The sequence below is a fragment of the Microvirga tunisiensis genome (assembly GCF_009296175.1).
Lineage (GTDB): Bacteria > Pseudomonadota > Alphaproteobacteria > Rhizobiales > Beijerinckiaceae > Microvirga > Microvirga tunisiensis.
Genome location: NZ_VOSK01000095.1, coordinates 1 through 21637, shown reverse-complemented (window position 1 = coordinate 21637; position 21637 = coordinate 1). Strand labels below are relative to the sequence as shown.

The window sequence follows — 21637 nt, the reverse complement described above, 5'->3', positions numbered from 1 at the left end:
GCTGAAGCGGGGAGCAATGCGGGTGACGAGATCGTCCAACTGATCGGCCCAGCGGTGGGCCTCGCTTGCGTCTGTCATGGCGCGACACCTCCGTGTCTAAGACAACGCACAAGCCCCGGCTGTAGTATTAGAACGGTTCTATGTAAGCTTGGTGACAGAACCAAAGGGAAAGGGGTCCCTAGGGGACATCCCGAGCCGGATCATGTATGGTTGGCCGATGAGCAATGATATTTCCGAACTCCGAGAGCAATTGTCCGATCAATGGCAGAAGGTCGCCATCGATCTGATCCGGAAGGGCATCCCGGCCGATCTGGTCTTCGAGTCCCTCCTGACCGTGGGGCTCGCCGGTCAGGTCGAGCTTCAAGGCAAGCACATGATGGCCGGCAAACTCGTGGCCATTGCCGAGCAATTATCCGACCAACTCAAGCGGGAAAAGGAGGCCCTGCAGGAGGCCTCCAACGCGACGAAGAACTAGCCGTCCATCGCGGCACATTCGACTTACGGCTAAAGCGTCGTCAAAATTCCACGTGAGGCATTTTCCAGGTGAAACGTCTGGGGTTATTGTCGCGTTAGCTCGGCGAAGTTCCTCGAAGCGGCATTTGCTGCTTCTTCGCCCAACAGACACAATGGGGTCGTGCCCTCATGCAGCCGGCGCTCGACAGCAATACCCTAGACCGCTTGATCGCCCTTGGTCGCAAGCAGGGCCATCTCACGAACCAGGACCTCGAAGCCAATCTGCCGATCACTTCCATGAGTGCGGAGGAGATTGCCCTTGTCGTCGTTCACCTGGAAGAGACCGGCATTCCGGTCGAACTGGAAGACAGCCTCATTTCACAAAATGCGAAGCCCACTCCGGCACCTGCCAAAAGCGCCGAGATCATTCCTTTCCCGGATTGCGCCGCAGCTGCGCGGATGAAGCGGCGAACGGCTCCTCTTCAGAAGGTGCATCCATCTCAGCCTGAAACCGCCAAATCGGCACCGCAGGGGAAGCGTACTGCCCATTGGGCCGTCGCCTTTTCCGGCCTGCTGGTTCTGGTGCTGCTGGTTGGCCTCGTCATGATGCTGGGCGTTTGAACTCCCCGTCTCGCAGCAGTTCAGCCTGAGCTTCACCTACGATGGGAAGCGGTTTGACGGCCGGTCCTGTGAAACGTGTGGCGCTGAGCTCGTACCTGGCGTGGGATTCGAAGCCAAGATCGAGAAAGGCGGTTCTCGGGTCGAAGAGAGATTTCGCCGCCGCCGTCTCGTCGTAGCCGAGAATGGCTGCAGGTCCGGGAACGATCCTCGGGGCGGGAGCTGAGACAATCGCCGCAAGCGCATCCGAGGCTGCCTCCGGCATGATTGCGGTGGCAAGCTTCATGTCTCGCGGTCGTTGCGGCGGGAGAGGGGCTGTCGAAACAATCTCCTTGAGGCTCTCCGGATCGGCCGAAGCAACCATCGTCGATGTGCTCGGGGTCGGATTCTCCGCCTGCGGCGGCTGTGCGGCGTTCTTGCGGCCGAAGAGATTGGCAAACAGATTGCCGATGGAGGGGCCGCCACCGGCCGAAGCCTGCGTGGCAAGGGAGGCATTGCGAGAGAGGATCTCGGCTTTCGCCAGTTCGTAACCGGCAAGCGGCTTGCCGTTGGAGGGAAGGTGCAGGGTCTTCCCATCGGGGAAGAGTTGCACCAACTGCTGCTGCGTCATGCGGGGCCAGGCCCGCACGTTTCCGGTATCCACATGGACGAAGGCGGAGGACGCGTAATAGCCCACGCCGCCATATTGCATCTTCATCGCGACGGCGCGCAGACGGGCCGTGTCCACGTCCGGCAGACGGATATCCATGGCTTTGCCGAGCATGTGCTGGCTGTGCTCGGCGACCCCGCTCGACCGGCGGCGCAAAGCGCCGTTCGTTTCCGGAGACCGATAGGCGGAGATGATGTTGATGGGCTGTGACGAGCCGGATTCCCGGTAGACTTCCCAGAGGATGTCGAACAGGCGCGGGTCCATCTGCGCCGGCTTCTCCACGCGCCAATCACGCAGGAACCAATTGAGCTGCTGCAGGGCGCCTGAGTCATACTGCCCGTTGCTGCGGAACGTGACTGTCAAGCTTTCCCGCGTGTGCGTGTGGAAGAAGGTGAGGGTGCGCGTCTCTCCGAGCGCCTCGGCGTCCTGAGTGCGAACCGTCGCCGTCAGGAGAAAAGAGGCCGCACTCAAGAGACCGAATGCCAGATATGAAGCGCTCTTCCTACCGGGCAGGTCGCTGCGTCCGGATGCAGATACCCTCCTGCATCCGCCAGCCGATCGTTCGGATCGGGCGAAAATTCGCGCCATGGTTCGTCATTTCCCGCGTCCCTAAGCGACGTGTGATCGTTAACCATGGCAAAAATAGGCGCGACCCGTACCTTTTTGCTTAATCAGGCACAGCCGCAGTCTGATTGCGCCTCGGGCGGCCCGATGGCGATGACAGCACTACCACCTTCGTGCCCGTCGGCGTGTGATTGTAGAGGTCGATCACATCCTGATTGATCATGCGGATGCAGCCGGATGAAACATTGGTGCCGATGGTCCAGGGCTCGAACGTGCCGTGGATGCGATAGAGCGTATCTTTATTGCCCTGCCAGAGATAAAGCGCGCGGGCGCCGAGCGGGTTGCCGGGGCCGCCAGGCATGCCCGGACCGCCAGGCAACTCGCCCATCTGCTCCATAAGTTCGGGCCGCCGCCCGAACATCTCCTTCGGCGGATACCAATCGGGCCATTCCTGCTTGTCTCTAATGGTGGCCGTTCCGGCCCAACCGAAACCGGCCTTACCAACGCCGACGCCGTAGCGTACGGCCATGCCGTCGCGCATGACGAGGTAGAGATATCGCGATCGAGGATCGACTACGATGGTTCCCGGCGGCTCAGCCGTGTCATATTGGACAACCTTGCGCAGGTAGGCTGCGTTGATTTTGGAGAGATCGATGCCTGGGATCGGGAAAATATCGTCATCCACAGGTCCATACATCCCTTGATACGGGGACATGCCTCGCATCGATTGCGCGAAGCCGCGATGGATCGGCAGACCGACGCCGCCGACAGCGGCTGAGGCTCCAAGCAGGAAAGTTCGGCGGCTGAGGTCCATTGTGCTCTCCCCGGGCAGACTTAACTCGACAATAAGAAGACGCAGGACCACGCGTCCCGGTTTCATGGTAGCTGCTATGCTTCACCGGCAGGAGGAAGCCTGACCGTTCACATTCGAGCGAGCGCAGGGCAGGGGCAGCTTAATATGATAATTGGAAACCTCTCATGGTCGTGGTTTGCAGGAGTTGGCCTGCTCGGCATTGTGTTCGTTCTGGTCCTCTTTTTGACCCGCAAGCCACGTTATCGGCGCCATTCGATCATGACCGAAAACGAGAGGGAGTTTTACCACCGCCTTCTTGCGGCATGCCCCGACTGCCAGATATGGCCTCAGGTTCCCATCCTGGCGCTCGTCCGGCCCGATGCCAAGGAAGGCAGCCGCGCCTTCTGGATCGCCTTCAAGAGGATCTCGAACACGCGCGTCGATTGGGCAGTTGTTCAGGATATGGAGGTGGTGGCGATCATTGAGCTCGACGACCGCTCTCACGATGCTCGAAAGGATGCTCAGCGCGACAAGGTTCTGAAGTCATGCGGCTATCGCGTCATCCGGTTCAATTCGAGCCGCAGGCCCGATGCGAGACAAATCCACCAAGCGGTCTTCCAATCGGAATAGACGATCAGGCTCGTATCGCCTTTTGAGCGTCGACACGAAAGCTCTCGAACACCTCCTCCCGGAGGACGTCCGGCTCCGACAGGTAGCGGGCCGAATGATGGAACGGCGTGATAAACCTGACCCCGGCTTCACGGGCGATCGATCCGGCCTCCCACGCCGTCAAGTGAAGAGACGCGAGAGCCAGGGGACGGTCGCGCTCCAGAAAGACGGCCTCGATGAAGAGTTGGTCGGCCGCTCGGGCGAGTTGAAGGATTTTCGCGCGGTTTTCCGGATGGGGCGCCGCGTCGGTCACATAGACGACCGCCTGGCCGGGGGCGATGCGCAATGCACGGCCCTTCAGATCGCCCAGACGAATACTTGGCTTGCCCGGGACATCGACCGGATGGTCGTCGGGCAGGCTGAGGCGGACCGCCCGCTTGGCCTCGTTGAGCCAAGGACCGGGCGGGAGATCCAACTCGTTCAGCACACCCCGCCAGACATTCACCTGGAGAACCTCCCTCAGAGCGAAGGCGAGGGAAGGGATGCCGTGGTCGAGGGCAACAGCCTCGATCCTGAACTCATCCTCCATCCAGGCAACGCCCTGCGGAAAGACCGGCGGATCGAACTCTTTCCGGGCGAAAGCCTCGCGGGCATGAAACACGGCGGCCTCTGTCAGGTTCTTGCCGTCGTAATCCATGGCACGCAGGCAGAAATCGACCGAGTTCTCATCCAGAAGGTTCCACGTGAAACCTCGAATCCGGTGCTCCACCTGGGCCGCAAAGCCCGGCGGGCCGATGAGAATCAGCGGAAACGGGCGATGAAGGCACAGCCGAAACAGCCGATCGAAGCCGGCCATGTGATCCACGTGGGTGTGCGAGACGAAGACGTGGCTCACCCGCAGCAATTCGCGCGGGGAGAGAGCACTGACGTCGCCCAGATCGAAGAGAATGGCTCGGCGACCATAGCGAAAATCGAGATAGACACCTGGGTCGCTGAAAGGGTCGTTCACAAGGCGGGGTTGAACAAGCCAACTCATCTCGGGCCAACGACCCTGACCTGCCCGGTGTTCCCCGCCGACCCGCCGAGCCCGGACGATCCGGGCTCGGCCTTGCTGCTGTCGTCCGGTCGGACGTGTGTCCCGAGGGCGATCCCTCAGCCTTCGTCGCCTTCATCCGGATCTGTCACGTCGACCAGGAACATGATGTAAGGACCTTCCTCCCCATCATCGTCATCATCCTCGTCCTCATCGAAATCTGCGTTCTCGAACTCGGTCTTTTCCTCTTCCGTCGCAGGTCTGACGTTGAGGGTTGCAAAGCCGTCCCATAAGGCAGCGCCTTCGCTCTCCAGAACCTTGAGATCGTCTTTGAAATCCTCGCTCATGAGGAGCTCGCGGGCCTCATCCTCATCGGCATTGGTGATGGCAACCGGCTTGTCGCTGATCGTTAGCGTGAACATGATTCGTCCTTTCCATTCGCCCGCAAGGGATATCCACTAACGCTCGACACTGCACGTTCGTGGCAGAGGTTCTGCACATGAAGCGATATGAAGAAGACCGGACGTAGGCCCAGCCACGGATGTAACAAGCTCCACTTACGGAACGCCCTTCTTCTTCAGCCAGGTCTGCATTTCGGCGATCTCGCGCTCCTGCTCGCGGATCACCTCGGTGGCCCATTTCCGGATCTGCTCGTCCTTGGTGTGTTGAAGCGCCACCTTCGCCATGTCGATGGCGCCCTGGTGATGGGGGATCATGCCGCGCACGAAATCCACATCCGAGTCGCCGCTGAACGTAATATCCATGTTCCGATGCATCGTCTCGTTCGCTTGGCGGTAGCCCTGGGTAGAAGGTGCACTCGGCGTTTGTGCCGGCGTGGAGTGTCCTGAATGTCCCCCATGCTCACCCTGCGCCCAGGCAAGGGTGGGAAGAGCGGTCAGGGCAGCGGCAAGGACAACGGAACGGGTCCTCATGATCGAAAATCCTTTTCTCCTAAGGTGCTAAATGGCTCTGGACCTTGCCACCATGGGAAGGTCAAGCTGATCAGGGGCATAAGGGTTATATGCTGTCATCAGCATAAAGGATGTGATTGCGGCAGCTTATCTTCTTCGAGTAGCTCTGGTATCGCGGATAAAGATACGGAACTTTTTTCAGGAGTAGCCGACAGTGGTCGGGAAGGGCGGTATGAAGGTTGTCACCCATAGCGGCACATTCCATGCCGACGATGTCTTTGCCTTCTCCGTTTTACGGGAAGCCTTGGGGGCTTTCGACTTCGCTCGCACTCGCGACACGGGCTTGATCGAGGCGGCCGATCTGGTTTTCGACGTGGGTGGCATCTACGATGTCGCGCGGGGGCGCTACGATCATCACATGCGGGATCTCCCGCGCCGACCCGATGGCACACCCTATAGCTCAGTCGGCCTGATCTGGCGTGATTTCGGGCGCGACACCCTGCCTAAACTCATCCCGGGGATCGATGAGGATCTGTTGGACGCGGTCTGGCAGGATATTGACATCGGCTTCATCCTTGCCATCGATCAGGCCGACAACGGCGTCGCGTCCGTCAGCCAGGGGCATCTTTCCCTCCTGATCGAAGCCTTCAATCCCACCTGGGTCAGCGACCAGTCCTATGACGACGCGTTTCTCGAGGCGGCCGATTTTGCCAGAGGCATCCTGGTTCGGGCATGCCGGCAGGCTCACGCGGAAGCCGAGGCGCAGTCGACCGTGCTGGCCGCTGCCAGAAAGGCGCGGGACCCTAGGGTCATCGTTCTCAATCATAAACTGCCCTGGGAAAAGGCTGTCTTCGAGGGTGGATTGCGCGACCTTCTCTTCATCATTTACCCAAATGAGGATTCGACCTCCTGGTATTGCCGAACCATCCCGCCTGAGCCCAACTCCTTCGGCCAGAGACTGCCCTTGCCCGAAGCGTGGCGCGGCTTGCAGGAGGAGGAGTTTTCTCGGGTTGCTGGAATCACGGACGGCGTCTTCTGCCACCCGAGCGGCTTCATCTGCGGAGCGCGATCGCAGGAATCTGCTGTTCGACTGGCCGAGAAGGCGATTGCCGCCGGTCAATAGACGAAGCCTCATCCGCGAGGGTTGAGTCATGAAGCAGGTGCCGATCGTTTCTCATCCCGTCTACGAGGCCGTACTGCCGAACGGTCATCGCTTTCCCATGCGAAAATACGGGCGTCTGGCGGAGGTCGTTGCGGAGAAGGGGCTCGCATCCAACGGCTTCGTGAAACCGAAGGAGGCCTCGGCTGAACTGATCGCTATGGCCCACGATCGCGCCTACGTGGATCGGGTCTTTGCCTGCTCCGTTCCCCGCGAGATCGAGCGGCGGATCGGTCTTCCCGTCACTGAGAGCGTGGTGCGCCGTGCGCGGGTATCCGCCGCGGGGACATTGCTCGCGGCAAGACTGGCGCTCCAGCACGGCCTTGCAGGCAGCACCGCCGGCGGGAGCCATCACGGGCAGCGGGAGACCGGGGCCGGCTTCTGCGTCTTCAACGATGTGGCGATTGCAGCAAAGGCCCTCCATGCCGAGGGCGCTTTTCAACACGCGCTCATCGTCGATCTCGACGTGCATCAGGGCGACGGCACCGCCGATTGCCTGCGCGATGAGCCTGATCTCTTCACTTTCTCGATGCATGCCGAGAAGAACTATCCCGTTCGCAAGATCCCCAGCGATCTAGATATCGGGCTGCCGGATTCCCTGGAAGACGACGCCTATCTGGAGGCGCTTCGAGCCCACCTGCCGCGTCTTCTCGATGCGGTCGAGCCGGATCTCGTATTTTTCAATGCGGGCGTCGATCCCCACCGGGAGGACAAGCTCGGACGCCTTGCCCTCTCCGACGAGGGCCTGCGCCGGCGGGACGATTATGTGATCGAGCAGGCACGCAGCCGTCGGATTCCGCTCGTCGCCGTCATCGGCGGAGGCTACTCCATGGATATCGAAGCTCTGGCCCGGCGGCATGCCATCGTTTTCGAGGCGATGGCCGCCTGGAGCGAGAAAGAGTAAGGCGCTCAGCGCGTCAGCGATACCGCAAGCTGCGCGGCCAATGCGGCATTGTTCTTCACCAGGGCAATATTGGTGGCAAGGCTTCGCCCAGCTGTCTTTTCGAACAGGTGGGACAACAGGAAGGGTGTCACGGCCTTTCCGACAACGCCACGTGCCTTCGCCTCAGCCACGGCCGCGTCGATGAAGGTCTTCATCTCATCCGCGGGGATTTCATGAGCGCTCGGAACCGGATTGGCAACCAGAACGCCGCCGTCGAGTCCCAGCGCCTCCTTTGTGCGGATCAGATCCGCCATCGCATCCGGGCTGTCGAGACGCAGCGGGACGAACAATTCGCTCGTCCGACTCCAGAAGGCTGGAAAGCGGTCTGTCCGGTAGCCGACCACGGGCACGCCGCGTGTCTCGAGATATTCGAGGGTGCGTGGCAGATCGAGGATGGCCTTTGCGCCGGCGCAGATCACCGCGACAGGGGTGCGGGCGAGTTCGTCGAGATCGGCCGAGATATCCATGGTGGCCTCCACACCCTGGTGGACCCCACCGATGCCGCCGGTGGCGAAAACACGGATGCCGGCCAGATGGGCGCAGATCATGGTCGCGGCTACCGTCGTTGCTCCGTTCCGCCGGGAGGCGACCGCGTAGGGGAGGTCGGCGCGGCTCAGCTTCATCACGTCCTTGGCGGTGCCGAGCCAGTCGAGCTCTGCATCTGAAAGACCGATCTTGAGGCGTCCTTCGATGATCGCAATCGTGGCGGGAACGGCACCGTTCTCACGCACCACCGTCTCCACCTCGCGGGCCGTGGCGACGTTCTGCGGATGGGGCATGCCATGGGTGATGATGGTGGATTCGAGCGCGACGACCGCTCCACCCGCGACGAGCGTGGCCTGTACCTCGGGAGCGATGTCGAGGAAACGGCTGGCGGTGTCGTGTTTCATGAAAGCTCCCGTTTAAAAATCTGATCGGCTCTAAGCGACGATGTGGCTTCCAGCAAGGCGAGCGACAGATCGGGCCGGACGCTTACAGGGCTCTCCACCGTCAGGGTGGCTGCCACCGTTCCGAGTGTGGCTGCCTCGACTAGTGATGCATCCTTCAGCATGGCCACGAGAGTGGCAGCGATCAGGGCATCTCCTGCACCCGTTGCATCGACAATTTCGGCCTTGAACGCAGCAATTGTTGCGATGCCAAAGGAATCCGCTGCGACAAGCCCCTTGTCTCCCAATGTGAGGACGACCTGTTCCGCGCCACGGGCGAGCAGTGCTTCCGCCGCTGCTTGCGGCGAAACCTCGGGGCGGTCGAGATAGGTCCGGGCCTCGTCGAGATTGAGGAAGAACATGCCGACGCCTGTCAGATCCCGCGGAAGGCGCATCACCTTCGGGGTCGAGACGGCGTCGAACGCCAGCATGAAGGCTTGTCGGCGGGCAAGGCCGATAAGATCGTGAAGTGTCTCGGAAGGCAGGTTGCAGTCGGCGAAGATCCAAGCCGATCCGAGTTCGGGTCGGATCCCGCGCAACAGGGCAGGAGTGATCTCATCGAAGATCGCCATATTGGCGAGCCCGACGGCAAGCTCCCCATCCGGCTGCAGCACGGCGACGTATTCCGCCGTCGCATGCGCGTCGGATAATGTCACATGCCGGGTATCGATGCCGAGCCGCTCGAGATCGCTGACGAGCGCGAGGCCGTTATCGTCGGCGCCCACGATCGAAACCAGCGAGACCCGGGTTCCGAGCCGGGCGATATTCTCCGCCACATTGCGGGCAACGCCGCCGAACGAGCGTTCCGAGGTGACGGGATTGGATGTACCGGGCCGGACCGTGGCCAGGGCGCGGTATTTGCGGTCGACGGCAGCTCCGCCGATGCAGACCACTCTGCTCGTTTCCGGCTCCATGTTGCAGACCCACCCTTCGACCGTATCGCTGTGCAGACGATATGCCGAAAGGCCGGCCATGCCGCAATGGGCCGGAGCACATCGTCGCGCTCCCAAGTGCTCTCCGCGGGAGCCAACCTCGTTTGCGATGGATCAAAGACGGAGCCGCACATCCCTCTAGGCTTGCCATGACAGCATGGAGGTAACCATGAGTTTGGGTACGGCGATCAAGCGATGGCAATCGAACTGGATGCGGGCGCAGGAGCTCGATTCTCTCGATCAGGATCAAAGGAACGCGCTCGCCCGCGACATCGAGGTTGCGACAGACATGCTGCCTGTCCTCGTCGTGCGAGATCCTGAGGCGGCGGCGGAGCTGCCTCGCCTCATGAATGCGCTTTCTCTCGACAGCGACCGGATCAGGCATATTCATGCAACATTGATGCGCGACATGAGCCTGACCTGCTCGGGATGCACGGCGGCAGTCCGCTGTCGGAACGATCTCGATCAAGGGCAGGCGCGAGCTCATTATGGCGAATACTGCCCCAATGCCGAGACCCTGAAGGAGCTGCAAGACGAGAACGTCTCAAAGCCGACGCACGCCTGAGGTCGAGGGGAAAACCCAGGCCGCCTCAGGTGTATCAGCGGCGCGATCAGGGAATCCTGCTCGCATAACATATGTTTATTTTCACGCCCAATCATGGCATTGTGTCGTTGCGGCATGGTCGTGTGGGGAAGTCGGCTTCGACCTGTCCCGACGCGCGAGGCTGCAAGACATCGTGGTGGGCCGGGCTTCGCATTCAGGGTTTACCCTTGGATCTCTCTTGGATCTCTCCGGAATGGAGCGATGCATCGGTGAGGCCGGCGCCCCATTCCTGCGAGAGAGGTGGCATGCCTGCTGCAACTGCGGTTAGGCCTCATGTTGCGTCAGGGGTCTCATCATCCAGAACCCGTAATCGGATCATCCTTGCGGCTGCCCTCACGGCCGGTCTCGCGTTCCTGATTGCCTCAGCGGTGATCTATTGGCATGCGATACAGGACCGCCACGGCATCGTTCACAAAGGTCTGTCGGCATCGGCGGCGGCATCCCACATTCTCGACCGCGAGGCCGAGGCACTCGGTAACATCCTGAAGGGACTTTCGGCATCGCCGCTTCTGGAGATCGAGGATCTCAAGCCCTTTCACCAACAGCTCCTGGCAACGCCTCGTCCCGAGGGAGCCCGGTTCGTTCTCTGGAATCGGGAGCGCCTGTTCCTCAGCACGGCGTTCCCCTATGGGGCGCCCATGCCTCCCGTCACATCCTTCCCGGTCAGCGATCAGCGGCTCCAACTGCTCAGGCGTGTCGGACTCACCCTGTCGGAACGTATCTACGCACCGCGGACAAAAGAGTGGATCATTGGGGTCAGCCTGCAGCTCGCCAGCCCTAATCCCGGAGGCGAGCGGATCCTGACGCTGGCGGTGCCAGAGGCTCATTTCGGCAAGGCAATCCGCGACAGCAACCCACCGGCCGGCTGGACCAATTTCATTCTCGACTACAAGCTTCAGCAGGTGAGATGGAGCGAAGCGGAACTCCCTCTCGCCTCGCAATTGCGACCGCAATTGGCAAATGCACTGGCGGATGGCGATCGGAACGGACATTTCGAGGTCGATGGCGAGGGCGGTGCCATCCTCGTGGCTTTCGAGCGCTCAAGCAATACCGGCTATGTCGTCCTGTCGACAATACCGGAAGCCCTGATCGACGAGCCGCTTTACTCGGCTCGTCGATGGATCTGGTCTGCAGGGATCGCCCTGGCCTTGATGGGGATCGCCTCAGCCGGGATTACCCTGAGAAATGTCGGTTCGATCGATGCTCTGACGGTTGCCGCCGTGTCGACTAAAGCGGAGCTCGTGGAAACGAATGGACGTCTCGCAGCCATCCTGGCGAGCGTTAGCGATTGTTATCTCACTCTCGATCACGCCTACCGCATCACCGACATCAATGCTGCGGCCATGCGCTGGTTTGAGCTCCCGCGAACCGACGTGATCGGACATTCCTACTTCGCTGTCGTCGGGCATCACCCACAATTTGACGCTGCCTTGAAGCAGGCCCTGGAAGGGCGCACCCCATTTCACGGCGAGTTCCCATCGACGTACAATCCTGGGAAGCAAATCGATTATCGAGTGGAGCCGACCCCGAAGGGCGTCAGTGTCTTCTTCCGGGACGTCACCGAACAGTACCGGGCCCGGCTTTCGATCATGCAGGAGAGAGAATTTCTCCAAGCTTCCCTGGACGCGCTCTCGGCCCATATCGCGGTTCTCGATGATGCGGGAACCGTCATTTCTGTCAATGAGGCCTGGCACCGGTTCGCTCGGGACAACGGATATTCCGGCCGGTCTCACGGCCTCGGCATGAACTATCTCGATGTCTGTGCCCGTGCCGAGCAGGATGACCCTGCCGTGACGCGGATCCATGAAGGCCTCGAAGCCGTCATATCCGGAGAACGGCGGGACTATCGAGATGTCTATCGCTGCGATGGGCCGGATGGGCCGCACTGGTTCCAGGTGAGAGCCATGCGCTTCATGACGGGCAAGGTGTCACGCATTATCGTGACTCACGAGAACATCACAGAGTTCGTGGCCGTCAAGGCCGAGATCACCGCCCTGTCGGGGCGTCTGCTTACTGTCCAGGAGGAGGAGAGGGAAAGGATTGCCGTCGAGTTACACGATTCGACGGCGCAGCATCTTGTGGCCGTCAGCCTCAATCTGATGCAGGTGGAAAACTTCCGCCTCCCTCCCTCCGGGCGCCGCATCCTCGGCGAGATCGACCGCTCGCTGGAGGAGGCCCTGAAAGAGCTGCGCATCTTCACCTATCTGCTTCATCCTCCCAGATTGGAAACCGACGGCCTCGTGAGCACAGTGCAGAACTTCGCGGACGGCTTCTCGAAGCGGACGGATCTGCGGACGATCCTGCGCTTCGACGAGGCAGCCGATGGGCTGCCTGTCGATCTCCAGCGCGCTCTGTTCCGCATCGTCCAGGAGGGACTGGCGAATGTCCACCGTCATGCCAAGGCTTCTCAAGTCATACTCAACCTGCGCCTGACATCCGATCAGGTCATCTTGTTCGTGGCGGACAATGGACACGGCATGCGGAGCCGGCGGGGAGAGACAGGGGTGCGCCAGGCGACCCTTGGCGTCGGAATCCCGGGAATGCGCATCCGCCTCAGTCAGTTCGGAGGTAGCCTCCGGATCCGCAGCGGTCGCCGCGGCACCATCATCCGCGCGACCGCGCCGCGCCTTATGCCGGCTGTCATGGCTCTCGAAGCATGACACGGGAGCGGCAAAGGGACGTCGCCTTCCGCTGGGGAGTTGCCCCAGGTGTTTTCAGGGTTTCCCCTGGGTTCCACGGTCGAACTTTTAGGCTATAAGAAAGCTTTATGGGAAGGGCGCATTCGGCCATGACGCGCATCCTGATTGCAGACGACCATGACGTGGTTCGCTCCGGACTCAATGCCATCCTGAGCAGTCAATCCGGTTGGGAAGTAGTCGCCGAGGCTGAAGATGGCCGCAAGGCTGTCGAGCTGGTCGCCGAGACCAGACCGGACGTCGCCATTCTCGATTATCAGCTTCCCTTCCTCAATGGTGTCGATGCGACACGCGAAATCCGCATGGTCCGGCCGCAGACCGAAGTTCTGATCTTCACCATGCATGAGAGCGAGCTGCTGTTGCGCGAAGCGCTCGAGGCCGGGGCCCGCGGGTACCTTCTGAAATCCGATGCCCGCAAGTTCCTCATCGCAGCGGTTGAATCCCTGTCGCAGCACAAGCCGTTCTTCACGGGGCGTGTGTCCGAGGCCCTTCTGAACGCCTTTCTGTCACAGGGACATGCCACCGACGGCGTGCTGACCGCCCGGGAGCGGGGCGTGGTTCAGCTCATCGCGGAAGGCCACAGCAACAAGGAGGCGGCCCAGATTCTCGGCCTCAATCTGAAGACGGTCGAAAGCCATCGGGCTTCTGCCATGCGCAAGGTCAACGTCAATTCGACGGCGACCTTGGTGCGATACGCAATCCGCAACAAACTGGTCGAACCTTGATGCGCCCCTTCCGAGGCAGGCGTTTCACGCCATCCGGGGCTCTCGATGCTCGATCCCTAAAGTAGCGCATCGTCGAAAGCGCAAAATCGGATCCACTTCGCCGAAAAATGCTCTAGGGCGTGAGCGCTCCCGACACCGTCTGCCCGAGACCTTCGACGTGTTCCTGGAAATTCTCGCGCGTCCGGGGATCGATGACCGCAACCGGGGCCGAGACGGCCAGCCCCGCCGCGGTGCCGACGGCCGCCGCGGCACCAGCCGTGACCTGAATGATCCGGTCGCCGACGCCGACGCGGGAATCCGTCAGGGTCTGACCTTCGGCCAGCTCCCGGCCGATGATGCGCACGACCTCCGGGCTTTCGGCGAACTTGGAGTGGTTCAGGGGATCACCCGTCCTGAGCTTCGACAGGTTCAGGACGGTGATGCCGGACTTGTCCAACTCGCTGCGATAAGGCTCCTGTTCCGGGTCGATCGCGCCGAGCCGCACCGCATCGCCCCAGATCCGCTGTGAGATCGCCAGCGCCCGATCGTCCTGGGAGACGAAGAGCGTGAAGCTCGGACGGGATTGGCCCATGTCCAGGACGGCTTCGCGGAACAGATCGACGTCCACGTCGGGGGCGGCGAGGAGCACGTTGCGGATCTTGGGAGCGACGCGTCCGTCCCTGATCGCCATCTGACGAAGCGCTTCCAGGGTGACCCAGTTGCCCATCGAGTGCGCGAGGATCGAGATCTCCCCGACCGCCGGATCACTGGCCAGGGTCCGGAGCGTGCTCTCGAGCGCGTTGCGGGAATAGGTGTTGCTCTCGCGGTCGTAGCCGTAGGCCAGCACGCTGCCGCGCGAGGGCCAGGTGAACAGCACCGGCACCACGGGCGTGCCGGCATCGTGCACGATCTGTGCGAAGCGGAAGACCGCATCGTCGAAGCGGTTGTTGAAGCCGTGAATGAACACGAGCACGCGCCGCTGCGGCACGCTCCGGACGGTGCGGTGGAACCAGGCGGTGGCCTGCTTGCGGTCGATCACGTCGGCCTTGAGGGTCACGAAATCGGTCGCGGGATTGCCGGGGACGCTCTGCGGCCACTGCACCTCGCCTTCCTTGCGGTTGGCTGCGGGCGGGATCGAGACCGTGAATTCGGCGAAGGACAGTTCCGGCCCACGACCGCCCGAGTAGAATTCCTGCGGGTCCGTCGCGCGCAGGCGCGTCGTGGCGACCAGCATGTCGACCTTGCTCGCGCCGGGGACCGTGTCGGGCACCGGAACCAGTGTGCCCTTGATGCTGGCGCATCCGGTCAGGCCGAGCGCAACGGCGAATGTCACGACCGAGGAGGCAATGGGAGCGGCGGTGCTCAAGCCGCTCTTCAGACGCTTGACGCTGACCCGGAGCCTCACGATCGGCGCACTATCGTCGCCATCCTGTCTCGATCGTCGCATCGGGCTCACGGTCCTTCGGTATCCTGCTGGGGCAATCTCCATCAGGTTGTCGGCCTTGTCGAGCATGGAAAGAACAAATCCCGCTCTCCCCTGCGCAGACGGAGCCGCCGCCATTCGGGTTCAGCCTGAAACTTCCGCCGAAAAATCCTGGGGCTGTGCCTCCGAGGCTGTGATCGAGAGGCATTAAACATTCCGTCTCTGTTCGCGTGGAGCCACGCGCGGGGCTTCTCGCATATCTGTTCCGGGGCGCACCTGCAGTGCGAACCCGGAACCCATCCCCACGCGTCCCAAGACAGAGTGAGCAGCGTTGCGTCCAATCCTGCGTCGTCAGCGGCTATGGCTTCCGGGCTTCGCTGCGCGACCCCGGAATGACGGCGGAGGTGTCACGTCCTGCCGGAGAGGGCGCCGCTATCGCAGGGGCCATCGCTGGGGACGGAAATCCAAAGCGTAGGGCGTTTCAGTGGATCCCCTTCCCGCACTGCGCCCGCCGGCGGATGACACCTGCGCCGGCATGGCCGCAAGCCAAGCGGCCCTATGCGTCTTGTAGCCTTTCGTCGAAGAGACGGGGCCTGGAACAAGTTCCGGCATGAGTGAGACGCCGATCAATCCTCGTCGTGGAACAGCAGCGTCGTGTTGCCGCCGATGCCGCTGGAGGCGACGGGGCGTTTGGGGCTCAGCACCGTCTGGGCTTTCGGTGAGGCATGACGGCTCTCGTGGATTTCGAGCCAGGCGATGCGATGCGGCGGCACGGTGCCGTCACCGGGATAGGGCTCCTGCTTGATGCCGGTGGCCGTCTTGAAGAAGGAGGGATCGTCCAGGGATTCGACCACACGATTCACCAGCCTGGACAGGGCGCCGCCGTGCTCGGCATAGAGATTGATCCCCTGGCTGTGCGCGAGCTCCGCGGTGGCGACCAGGGGCTCGGCGGCGAAGATGTGATAGTCGCGGGCGCGCTTGCCGCGGTTGATCTCGAGCGGGAGCGTGCCCTCCGGCGTGATCTGCGCGAGACCGATCCGGGCGCTGTCGATTCCCCAATCGGTCAGCCTCTTGTCGCCGCTCGCGATGCCTGCGGCCGCGGCGCTCAGGCCCGCCCAGTAGCGGTGATTGTTCCTGCCCGAGACGCCCTTGCCGGTCTCCTTGGCGTCGACGATCTGCCGGCCCAATGTCTTGAGCCAGGCTTCGACGCGCTTCTTCTGCTCGTCCGAGAGGTCGGGAGCATTGCGGATCTGCAGATAGGCCAGCGCGAAACCGCCGAGCGCCTGGCCCAGATTGAAATGTGCCTGTTTCGAGCGCAGATCGGTCATGGCTTTCGCCGATGCCCAATGATCGAGCCAGGTTAGGGCACAGGCGGCCGCCGCCGTGTTCTTCGGATTGGATTTCACATAGGCGTTCGCGATCCGCGCCAGAGTTTTTCCATAGGCGCGCAGCGGCTCCACGGCGTCGGAATAGGTCTCCTCGGCCTCTTCGTCGATGGTCGCGCGCTGAGCGTCGTCCTGCCTGTACTTGCTCTGCGTATCGAGGGTGATCACCGGAGCATCCGGCGCGTCGCATTCGTATTTCGGCTTCGCCTGCACGTTGTCCTTCGCCGGCGCCGGCACGAGATAGCCGACGCTCTGCGCCTGAGACGGTGCGTTGCTCAGGAATGCAGCGAGAAGGACCGCGACAGCGAGGGTTGGCCGAAACACTTGACGCGACGCAACCCATTCCATCGTCGCCCCTGAAACCCCCGTCATGCCGTACTCCCTCTGGCGAAGCCGATCATGAACTAGGCGCTTGGGAGCGCAAAGCCAGACGGCCGAACCTTTGGAGGTAGAGCGATCCATTGGGGGTAGATAAGGTTCCGTCCGCGTCATGGTCGGGCCCGTCCAGGCCGTCTCGATCCAGTGAAGCGCTGCGCCCTTCGCATCGTCATCACCGACACGAGGCCGGTGATGACGAGGGGATGGAGTCTGCTGCCCGGCCGGCGCGTTCCGCCTCAGATGGCGCGCGCGGAACGCCGGAAATTGCTCCTGTTGACCATGCGGGGGAGGAGATCCTGTCCGCGTCCGGCGGTGACGATCAGGCGCTTCACGTCGCCTCTCAGATAGGCCTGAAGGAACCGGTCGTAATTCTTGAACGACACGCACCCGTTCGAGTCCCCGCGCGGGCCCAGCATGTAGGTGTGGGCGAGAATGCCGTCGCGGCCATGGATGGCGGCGCTGCCGCCGACCGGTGTGAGACGAAGCGCCCGCACGCCGTGGAAGAGCGCTTCGCGTTCGGTGACGACGTAGGTGCCCGGCGGGGTCGCGCCTTTCATCCGCACATTCACGTAGCGCGGATTGTCCATCATGTCGCCGAGACCGGAATGCGCCTCCAGCCTCTCGCCGTTCGGCATGATGACGATCTGGGCGGTGATGTCGTAGACGGCGGTTCCCCCGCTTCCGAGATCGGGTGCGGGGACAAAGCGCGATGTCGGCGCGATGCTGCCGGTGCCGTTGTCGAGGGATGCATAGCTGAGGGCGGCTTCGGGCGGGGAGGCGGGCTTGATGCCGAAGAGCCTCTCGAGGAATGAGGGGTTTTCGGCCGGCGCAATGGCCGCAACCGCTGTCCTTTGCGTCATCGGCACACGCGCCGGTGCGCTCGCCATCTGCGTCGATGCTGCAGGCTTCGGGGGCTGCAGGTCGGCGGGACGCGGCACGGGCAGAGGAACCGGCACGGACAGAGGAACCGGCGCGAGAATGGGTTGCGCGGCTTCCGCCACTTCCTGAATCGGCGCCGGCTGAGCGGGCGTCTCGGGCATCGGAGGTGCCACCGGCGCGATGCTCGCATGACGCTGCGCCGGTGGCGACCTGAAGGCCGCCTGGAGCGGAGCGTTGTGGGCGAAGTGAAGAGCCTCGGCCTTCATCGTCGGCGCGGGGTCGACCAGCGTCGCGTCGTAGGCAACCACTGCCGCGCCCTGCGAAGGCGTCGCGGCAGCGCTGCTGCTCGCGCGTTCGACGGGAGGCTCGTCGCTCTGGTGGTGGAAATCGACGAAATAGGCGACAGGGCTCATCGAGATCGCCACAAGCGCCGCAGTCGGAAAAAGATTGCGCCGCTTTCTGCGCGGGGCGCGACCGCCTGACGGATAAGACGTGTGCAACATGGCGAACTCTACGCAACAACTCGATGGCGCACGACATGCCTCGGGTCCGTCATGGCGCGAGACAACAGCGCCGGAGCGATCGAGGCCTTCATGCGTGAAGCAATATCTTCACAAGATCGATTAAACGATGGCTTGGTTAAATTAAGAATAATCGGGTGCGCCGCTGTTGAGAGAAGTGGATCCGGTTTCCCGGACCCAACGATCCGACGCTCTAAGCGCGACGGTGTGTGCTGGCTCACAGATCGCGGCGCCGGCACGGGATATGGATAATCCCGGGGCGTCTTTTCTAATCTCAAACGGGAGGACCTCGGCATGGGGTTCTATGCACGTCATATCGGCCCGCGCTTCGTCAGCTGCCTGTGCTCGATGGAAGCCATCGCGGCCGAGCGCGAGAAGGTCGTCCCGCAGGCCGCCGGCATGGTGCTGGAGATCGGGATCGGGCCAGGGTTGAATCTGCCCCTCTACGATCCGGCGCGCGTCACGGGCGTGATCGGCGTCGATCCCATGGCGGAGTTTCTGGATCTCGGTCGCGAGCGCCGTCGTCACGCGCGCGTGCCCCTGGAGATCATCCAGGCGCCGGCCGAGTCGTTGCCCCTGGCCGACGGCATCTTCGACACTGCGGTGGTGACCTATACCCTATGCTCGGTGCAGGATCCGGTGCAGGCTCTTCGCGAAGTGCGCCGCGTACTGAAGCCGAGCGGACGCGTGCTGTTCCTGGAACACGGCCTGTCGAGCGACGCCGGCGTTGCGGCATGGCAGCATCGGCTCAACCCTATCTGGCGCAGGCTCGCCGTGGGTTGCAACCTGACGCGCCCCGTCCAGAAGCTGCTCGACGAAGCGGGATTCACGATCCAGCGCATCGAGTCCTATTATCTCGACGGCGCGCCGCGGCCGGTCGGCTTCCTGTGCCATGGCATCGCGCATGCCGCACATGCGGTGCGCGAAGTCTCGGACGCACCGCGCCGCTCACCGGCCCGTCTCGCGTTGTGATGGCGCGAGCTCCGGACGTCTTGGGGTGGCTTAGTGAGCGGCCTGGCGGGCGACCGCGCGGATGTCGCGGCGACCGAGGCCGAGATCGGCCAGTTCCCGGTCGTTGAGCGCTTCGAGCTCGCGGAAGGTCTGGCGGTAACGGCGCCAGGAGGCGAGGCGGGCGAGGATCATGGATGTGAACATGGGTGTATCTCCGTAAAAGCGGGTTCCGGCGTTCCGGATTACCAGTCGAGGTGCGGGTGACGGCGGGCCGCCTCGCGCTGCATCTGGCGGGCTTCGGACAGGATGCTGCGGAAGAGGCGGAGGAAGCTGACGATGATCATGGTGATCTCCTGAATGCGTGTTTCGGTTCAGACTGGATCTCAGACGCGGTCGGCCTCGATGCCTTAGCGGTGGGCGACGCGGGCGATCTCGCGCGCGGCTCTCCGGCGATTGGTCTCGGCCACGGCATCGACCACTGCACGGAGGACGCGCAGCACCGGTCCGGGACGCCGGGCGTCGGCGGTAGTCTGGATGGTAAGGGGGGCGCTGATCTGCAACGTGCTCATTGGGTCTGTCCTGGTCCGGCCCAGCGGGGGCTCATACTTTCGTATAGGTAATATGAGGGTTTTTGTGCGCTGCAAAAGACGGCTTGGCGGCATGTGTCCTATGCGGTTATCGCATGTCACAAAGGTAAACGCTTTATTGCTATGCGCTGGGCGCCTGTTTGTGCAGCAGAGTGCTCCGGGATTGAGCATTGGGACCAGCGCGGAACCCGTTCCGGCTGCCCGGACGATTCGGCACGGTCACGCTTAGATACACCGCGGCAAATTTCATCCTGCGGGCTGCCGAAGCGAAGCATCGCACCGGTCAGGCTGAGCCATTGGCCCGACGGCCTTTTCCGCATCATGAACCTTGTCGGCAGGAACGCGGTTGTTCAGTCGTGGAAGGCTGTCCGCACATCCACCATGAGCGAGGCCGAGGATGACGAAAGTCCGTGACGCGCTGGTGAGCAGGATGTGGCGCGGCCATGATCCGTTCCTGAACTTTCCCGCCCGCCTGTACCGGCAGGATCATCAGGGCTGGGGCTCGAGCCATCCTTACCTGACCGAGGCCATCGAGGAGTTGCGGCCGGCCGTGGTGGTCGAGGTGGGCGTCTGGAAGGGCGGATCCGTCATCTCGCTGGCATCCAAGATGAAGGAGATGAACCATGACGGGGTCGTGATCGCCGTCGATACGTGGCTCGGGGCCTGGGACCACTGGAACAACGACGAGTGGTTCGCGCACCTCAACTTCATCAACGGCTTTCCCGCCCTCTACCACACCTTCGCGGCCAACATCGTCGGGGAGGGGCTGCAGGATTACGTCCTGCCCCTGCCGCTCGACTCGGTGAATGCGGCGCACGTCCTGCGGCACAACGATGTGCGGCCGGACGTGGTCCACATCGATGGCGGCCACGACGTTCACGCCGTCACGTCGGACCTGCGCGAATGGTGGCCGATGATCCGGCCCGGAGGCGTGCTGATCGGCGACGACTACCCGCATTGGCCCGGCGTGAGGAAGGCCTTCGACGATTTCTTCGCCGCCGAGGGCAAATTCCCTTTCGAGTTCGACCCGCCGAAGTGCCGGATCTTCAAGTAGGGTCTCGCGCCACCCAGGGCCCGACTGGCTATTGCGACTTGCGCGGATCGTCCGCCGGATTCACGTAAGCGATCGACCAGGGGCCGCGCGTGCTCAGCTGCACGACCGTTTCCTTGCCGACCTGCACGTAATGCTGCGTCCCCGGCGCCATGGCGATGACACCGCCGGCGGTGATGGTTTTCGTCTTCGCCGGATCGAACGCGGCGCCCATGCCGATGCTGAACTCGCCGCTGACGACGGTGACCACCTCATCGGTCGGATGGGTATGCGCCGGAATCTTGTAGTTCGCCGGGAACTTCAGCCGCATCACGAACATGCCGTCCTTTGTCGGGTCTCCATACAGGAGCGACATCTGTGCTCCCTTGGGAAGGGACGGAGGCGCGTCCTTCCAGGTGATCTCGTCCGGATTGACCATGGTGTGCTGCTGGGCCTGCTGCGCAAGTGCCGGTGCAACGACGAGGGAAAGGGCCGAAACGCAAATGGTGGCTCGAAGCATGAATGACTGCATCGCGACCTCCCGAAAGGGGTGATATGGCGGACGCAAACCTGAGCGGTCAGGAAACTTCGTCTGCCGCCTCTTCGAGGCTCTGCCTCTCTCCACGGCTTGTCAAGGAAATGCCGGAGGCGAGCCGCAGGCATCGATCCCCGATGAGGCTCTAGCCGTTCTTATGCATGGGAAGGTTGATGAAGGCTGGCGAGTGTAGCTTAAGCACTTGAAGCAGCGTAGGATTTGGTTGTTGAGACTAATCCCTGCCACCAATTGCCCTGTGCCACACTCGCCATGCCGGACGATACACCTGCCACCTTCCCGTTTCCAGCCGTTGGCCGCAAGAAGATCACCGCTGCTTTCGACGGTGGGCGCCTG

General features: G+C 62.4%; 23 protein-coding genes. 10 read left to right on the top strand and 13 right to left on the bottom strand.

Going from position 1 to position 21637, the window contains the following annotated elements:
* Positions 1–217: 217 nt before the first annotated feature.
* Together FS320_RS20905 and FS320_RS20900 are read left to right on the top strand one after the other, a co-directional pair.
* On the top strand, positions 218–475 hold the full coding sequence (locus FS320_RS20905) for a hypothetical protein (protein WP_152713891.1): 258 nt from the start codon (positions 218–220) through the stop codon (positions 473–475).
* Between the two features lie 167 nt (positions 476–642).
* Entirely contained in the window at positions 643–1074 is a 432-nt protein-coding gene (locus FS320_RS20900) for an RNA polymerase sigma factor region1.1 domain-containing protein (protein WP_152713890.1), read from the top strand.
* Here FS320_RS20900 and FS320_RS50235 read toward each other — a convergent pair.
* Both FS320_RS50235 and FS320_RS20890 read right to left on the bottom strand, forming a co-directional pair.
* Entirely contained in the window at positions 1055–2191 is a 1137-nt protein-coding gene (locus tag FS320_RS50235) for a peptidoglycan L,D-endopeptidase MepK (RefSeq protein ID WP_338105425.1), read from the bottom strand. The genes FS320_RS20900 and FS320_RS50235 overlap by 20 nt on opposite strands.
* A 196-nt stretch (positions 2192–2387) precedes the next feature.
* Entirely contained in the window at positions 2388–3098 is a 711-nt protein-coding gene (locus FS320_RS20890; RefSeq protein WP_152713888.1) for a L,D-transpeptidase, read from the bottom strand.
* A gap of 258 nt (positions 3099–3356) precedes the next feature.
* On the opposite strand from FS320_RS20890, the gene FS320_RS20885 reads away from it, so the two are divergent.
* Complete coding sequence (locus FS320_RS20885) at positions 3357–3707, top strand: DUF2726 domain-containing protein (RefSeq protein ID WP_162003125.1); 351 nt, start codon at positions 3357–3359, stop codon at positions 3705–3707.
* A gap of 4 nt (positions 3708–3711) precedes the next feature.
* Here FS320_RS20885 and FS320_RS20880 read toward each other — a convergent pair whose 3' ends face one another.
* The 3 genes from FS320_RS20880 to copM form a co-directional block, all read right to left on the bottom strand.
* Positions 3712–4722: a ribonuclease Z gene (locus FS320_RS20880; RefSeq protein WP_152713886.1), complete on the bottom strand. Its 1011-nt coding sequence runs from the start codon at positions 4720–4722 to the stop codon at positions 3712–3714.
* A 116-nt stretch (positions 4723–4838) separates the two neighbouring features.
* Entirely contained in the window at positions 4839–5141 is a 303-nt protein-coding gene (locus FS320_RS20875) for a hypothetical protein (protein WP_152713885.1), read from the bottom strand.
* A gap of 135 nt (positions 5142–5276) precedes the next feature.
* On the bottom strand, positions 5277–5651 hold the full coding sequence (gene copM / locus FS320_RS20870; RefSeq protein WP_152713884.1) for a CopM family metallochaperone: 375 nt from the start codon (positions 5649–5651) through the stop codon (positions 5277–5279).
* Between the two features lie 211 nt (positions 5652–5862).
* Between copM and FS320_RS20865 the strand changes: the two genes are divergently transcribed.
* A complete protein-coding gene (locus FS320_RS20865) occupies positions 5863–6753 on the top strand; it encodes an MYG1 family protein (protein ID WP_152713883.1) in 891 nt (296 codons plus the stop codon).
* A gap of 28 nt (positions 6754–6781) precedes the next feature.
* A complete protein-coding gene (locus FS320_RS20860; protein ID WP_152713882.1) occupies positions 6782–7693 on the top strand; it encodes a histone deacetylase family protein in 912 nt (303 codons plus the stop codon).
* Positions 7694–7698: 5 nt separating this feature from the next.
* On the opposite strand, the gene FS320_RS20855 is transcribed toward FS320_RS20860, so the two are convergent.
* Together FS320_RS20855 and FS320_RS20850 are read right to left on the bottom strand one after the other, a co-directional pair.
* Positions 7699–8622, bottom strand: coding sequence for a pseudouridine-5'-phosphate glycosidase (locus FS320_RS20855; RefSeq protein WP_152713881.1), 924 nt, complete (start codon positions 8620–8622; stop codon positions 7699–7701).
* Positions 8619–9668, bottom strand: a complete 1050-nt coding sequence (locus FS320_RS20850; RefSeq protein WP_152713880.1) for a carbohydrate kinase family protein — start codon at positions 9666–9668, stop codon at positions 8619–8621. The genes FS320_RS20855 and FS320_RS20850 overlap by 4 nt, the downstream gene beginning before the upstream one ends.
* Positions 9669–9759: 91 nt before the next feature.
* Here FS320_RS20850 and FS320_RS20845 point away from each other — a divergent pair, with 91 nt between their 5' ends.
* From FS320_RS20845 to FS320_RS20835, 3 genes are all read left to right on the top strand, one after another.
* Positions 9760–10155 (top strand): DUF6455 family protein, encoded by a 396-nt coding sequence (locus tag FS320_RS20845; RefSeq protein ID WP_152713879.1) that lies wholly within the window; start codon positions 9760–9762, stop codon positions 10153–10155.
* A 284-nt stretch (positions 10156–10439) separates the two neighbouring features.
* Entirely contained in the window at positions 10440–12854 is a 2415-nt protein-coding gene (locus FS320_RS20840; protein ID WP_162003124.1) for a PAS domain-containing sensor histidine kinase, read from the top strand.
* A gap of 128 nt (positions 12855–12982) precedes the next feature.
* On the top strand, positions 12983–13615 hold the full coding sequence (locus tag FS320_RS20835) for a response regulator (RefSeq protein WP_152713894.1): 633 nt from the start codon (positions 12983–12985) through the stop codon (positions 13613–13615).
* A gap of 112 nt (positions 13616–13727) precedes the next feature.
* Here FS320_RS20835 and FS320_RS20830 read toward each other — a convergent pair whose 3' ends face one another.
* The 3 genes from FS320_RS20830 to FS320_RS20820 all read right to left on the bottom strand — a co-directional run bounded on the left by FS320_RS20830 (position 13728) and on the right by FS320_RS20820 (position 18162).
* On the bottom strand, positions 13728–15107 hold the full coding sequence (locus FS320_RS20830) for an alpha/beta hydrolase (protein ID WP_244627273.1): 1380 nt from the start codon (positions 15105–15107) through the stop codon (positions 13728–13730).
* Between the two features lie 536 nt (positions 15108–15643).
* Entirely contained in the window at positions 15644–16774 is a 1131-nt protein-coding gene (locus tag FS320_RS20825; protein ID WP_162003123.1) for an alginate lyase family protein, read from the bottom strand.
* A gap of 242 nt (positions 16775–17016) precedes the next feature.
* Positions 17017–18162: a DUF2778 domain-containing protein gene (locus tag FS320_RS20820; RefSeq protein ID WP_152713876.1), complete on the bottom strand. Its 1146-nt coding sequence runs from the start codon at positions 18160–18162 to the stop codon at positions 17017–17019.
* A 312-nt stretch (positions 18163–18474) separates the two neighbouring features.
* Between FS320_RS20820 and FS320_RS20815 the strand changes: the two genes are divergently transcribed.
* Positions 18475–19152: a class I SAM-dependent methyltransferase gene (locus FS320_RS20815; protein ID WP_152713875.1), complete on the top strand. Its 678-nt coding sequence runs from the start codon at positions 18475–18477 to the stop codon at positions 19150–19152.
* 30 nt (positions 19153–19182) lie between these two features.
* Here FS320_RS20815 and FS320_RS20810 read toward each other — a convergent pair whose 3' ends face one another.
* Entirely contained in the window at positions 19183–19335 is a 153-nt protein-coding gene (locus FS320_RS20810) for a DUF1127 domain-containing protein (RefSeq protein ID WP_244627272.1), read from the bottom strand.
* A 203-nt stretch (positions 19336–19538) separates the two neighbouring features.
* Positions 19539–19700, bottom strand: coding sequence for a hypothetical protein (locus FS320_RS45235; RefSeq protein WP_153885320.1), 162 nt, complete (start codon positions 19698–19700; stop codon positions 19539–19541).
* A 415-nt stretch (positions 19701–20115) separates the two neighbouring features.
* On the opposite strand from FS320_RS45235, the gene FS320_RS20805 reads away from it, so the two are divergent.
* Positions 20116–20772: a class I SAM-dependent methyltransferase gene (locus tag FS320_RS20805; protein ID WP_152713874.1), complete on the top strand. Its 657-nt coding sequence runs from the start codon at positions 20116–20118 to the stop codon at positions 20770–20772.
* 28 nt (positions 20773–20800) lie between these two features.
* Here the strand turns inward: FS320_RS20805 and FS320_RS20800 are convergent, their stop codons facing one another.
* A complete protein-coding gene (locus FS320_RS20800; RefSeq protein WP_152713873.1) occupies positions 20801–21280 on the bottom strand; it encodes a cupin domain-containing protein in 480 nt (159 codons plus the stop codon).
* Positions 21281–21637: the final 357 nt, after the last annotated feature.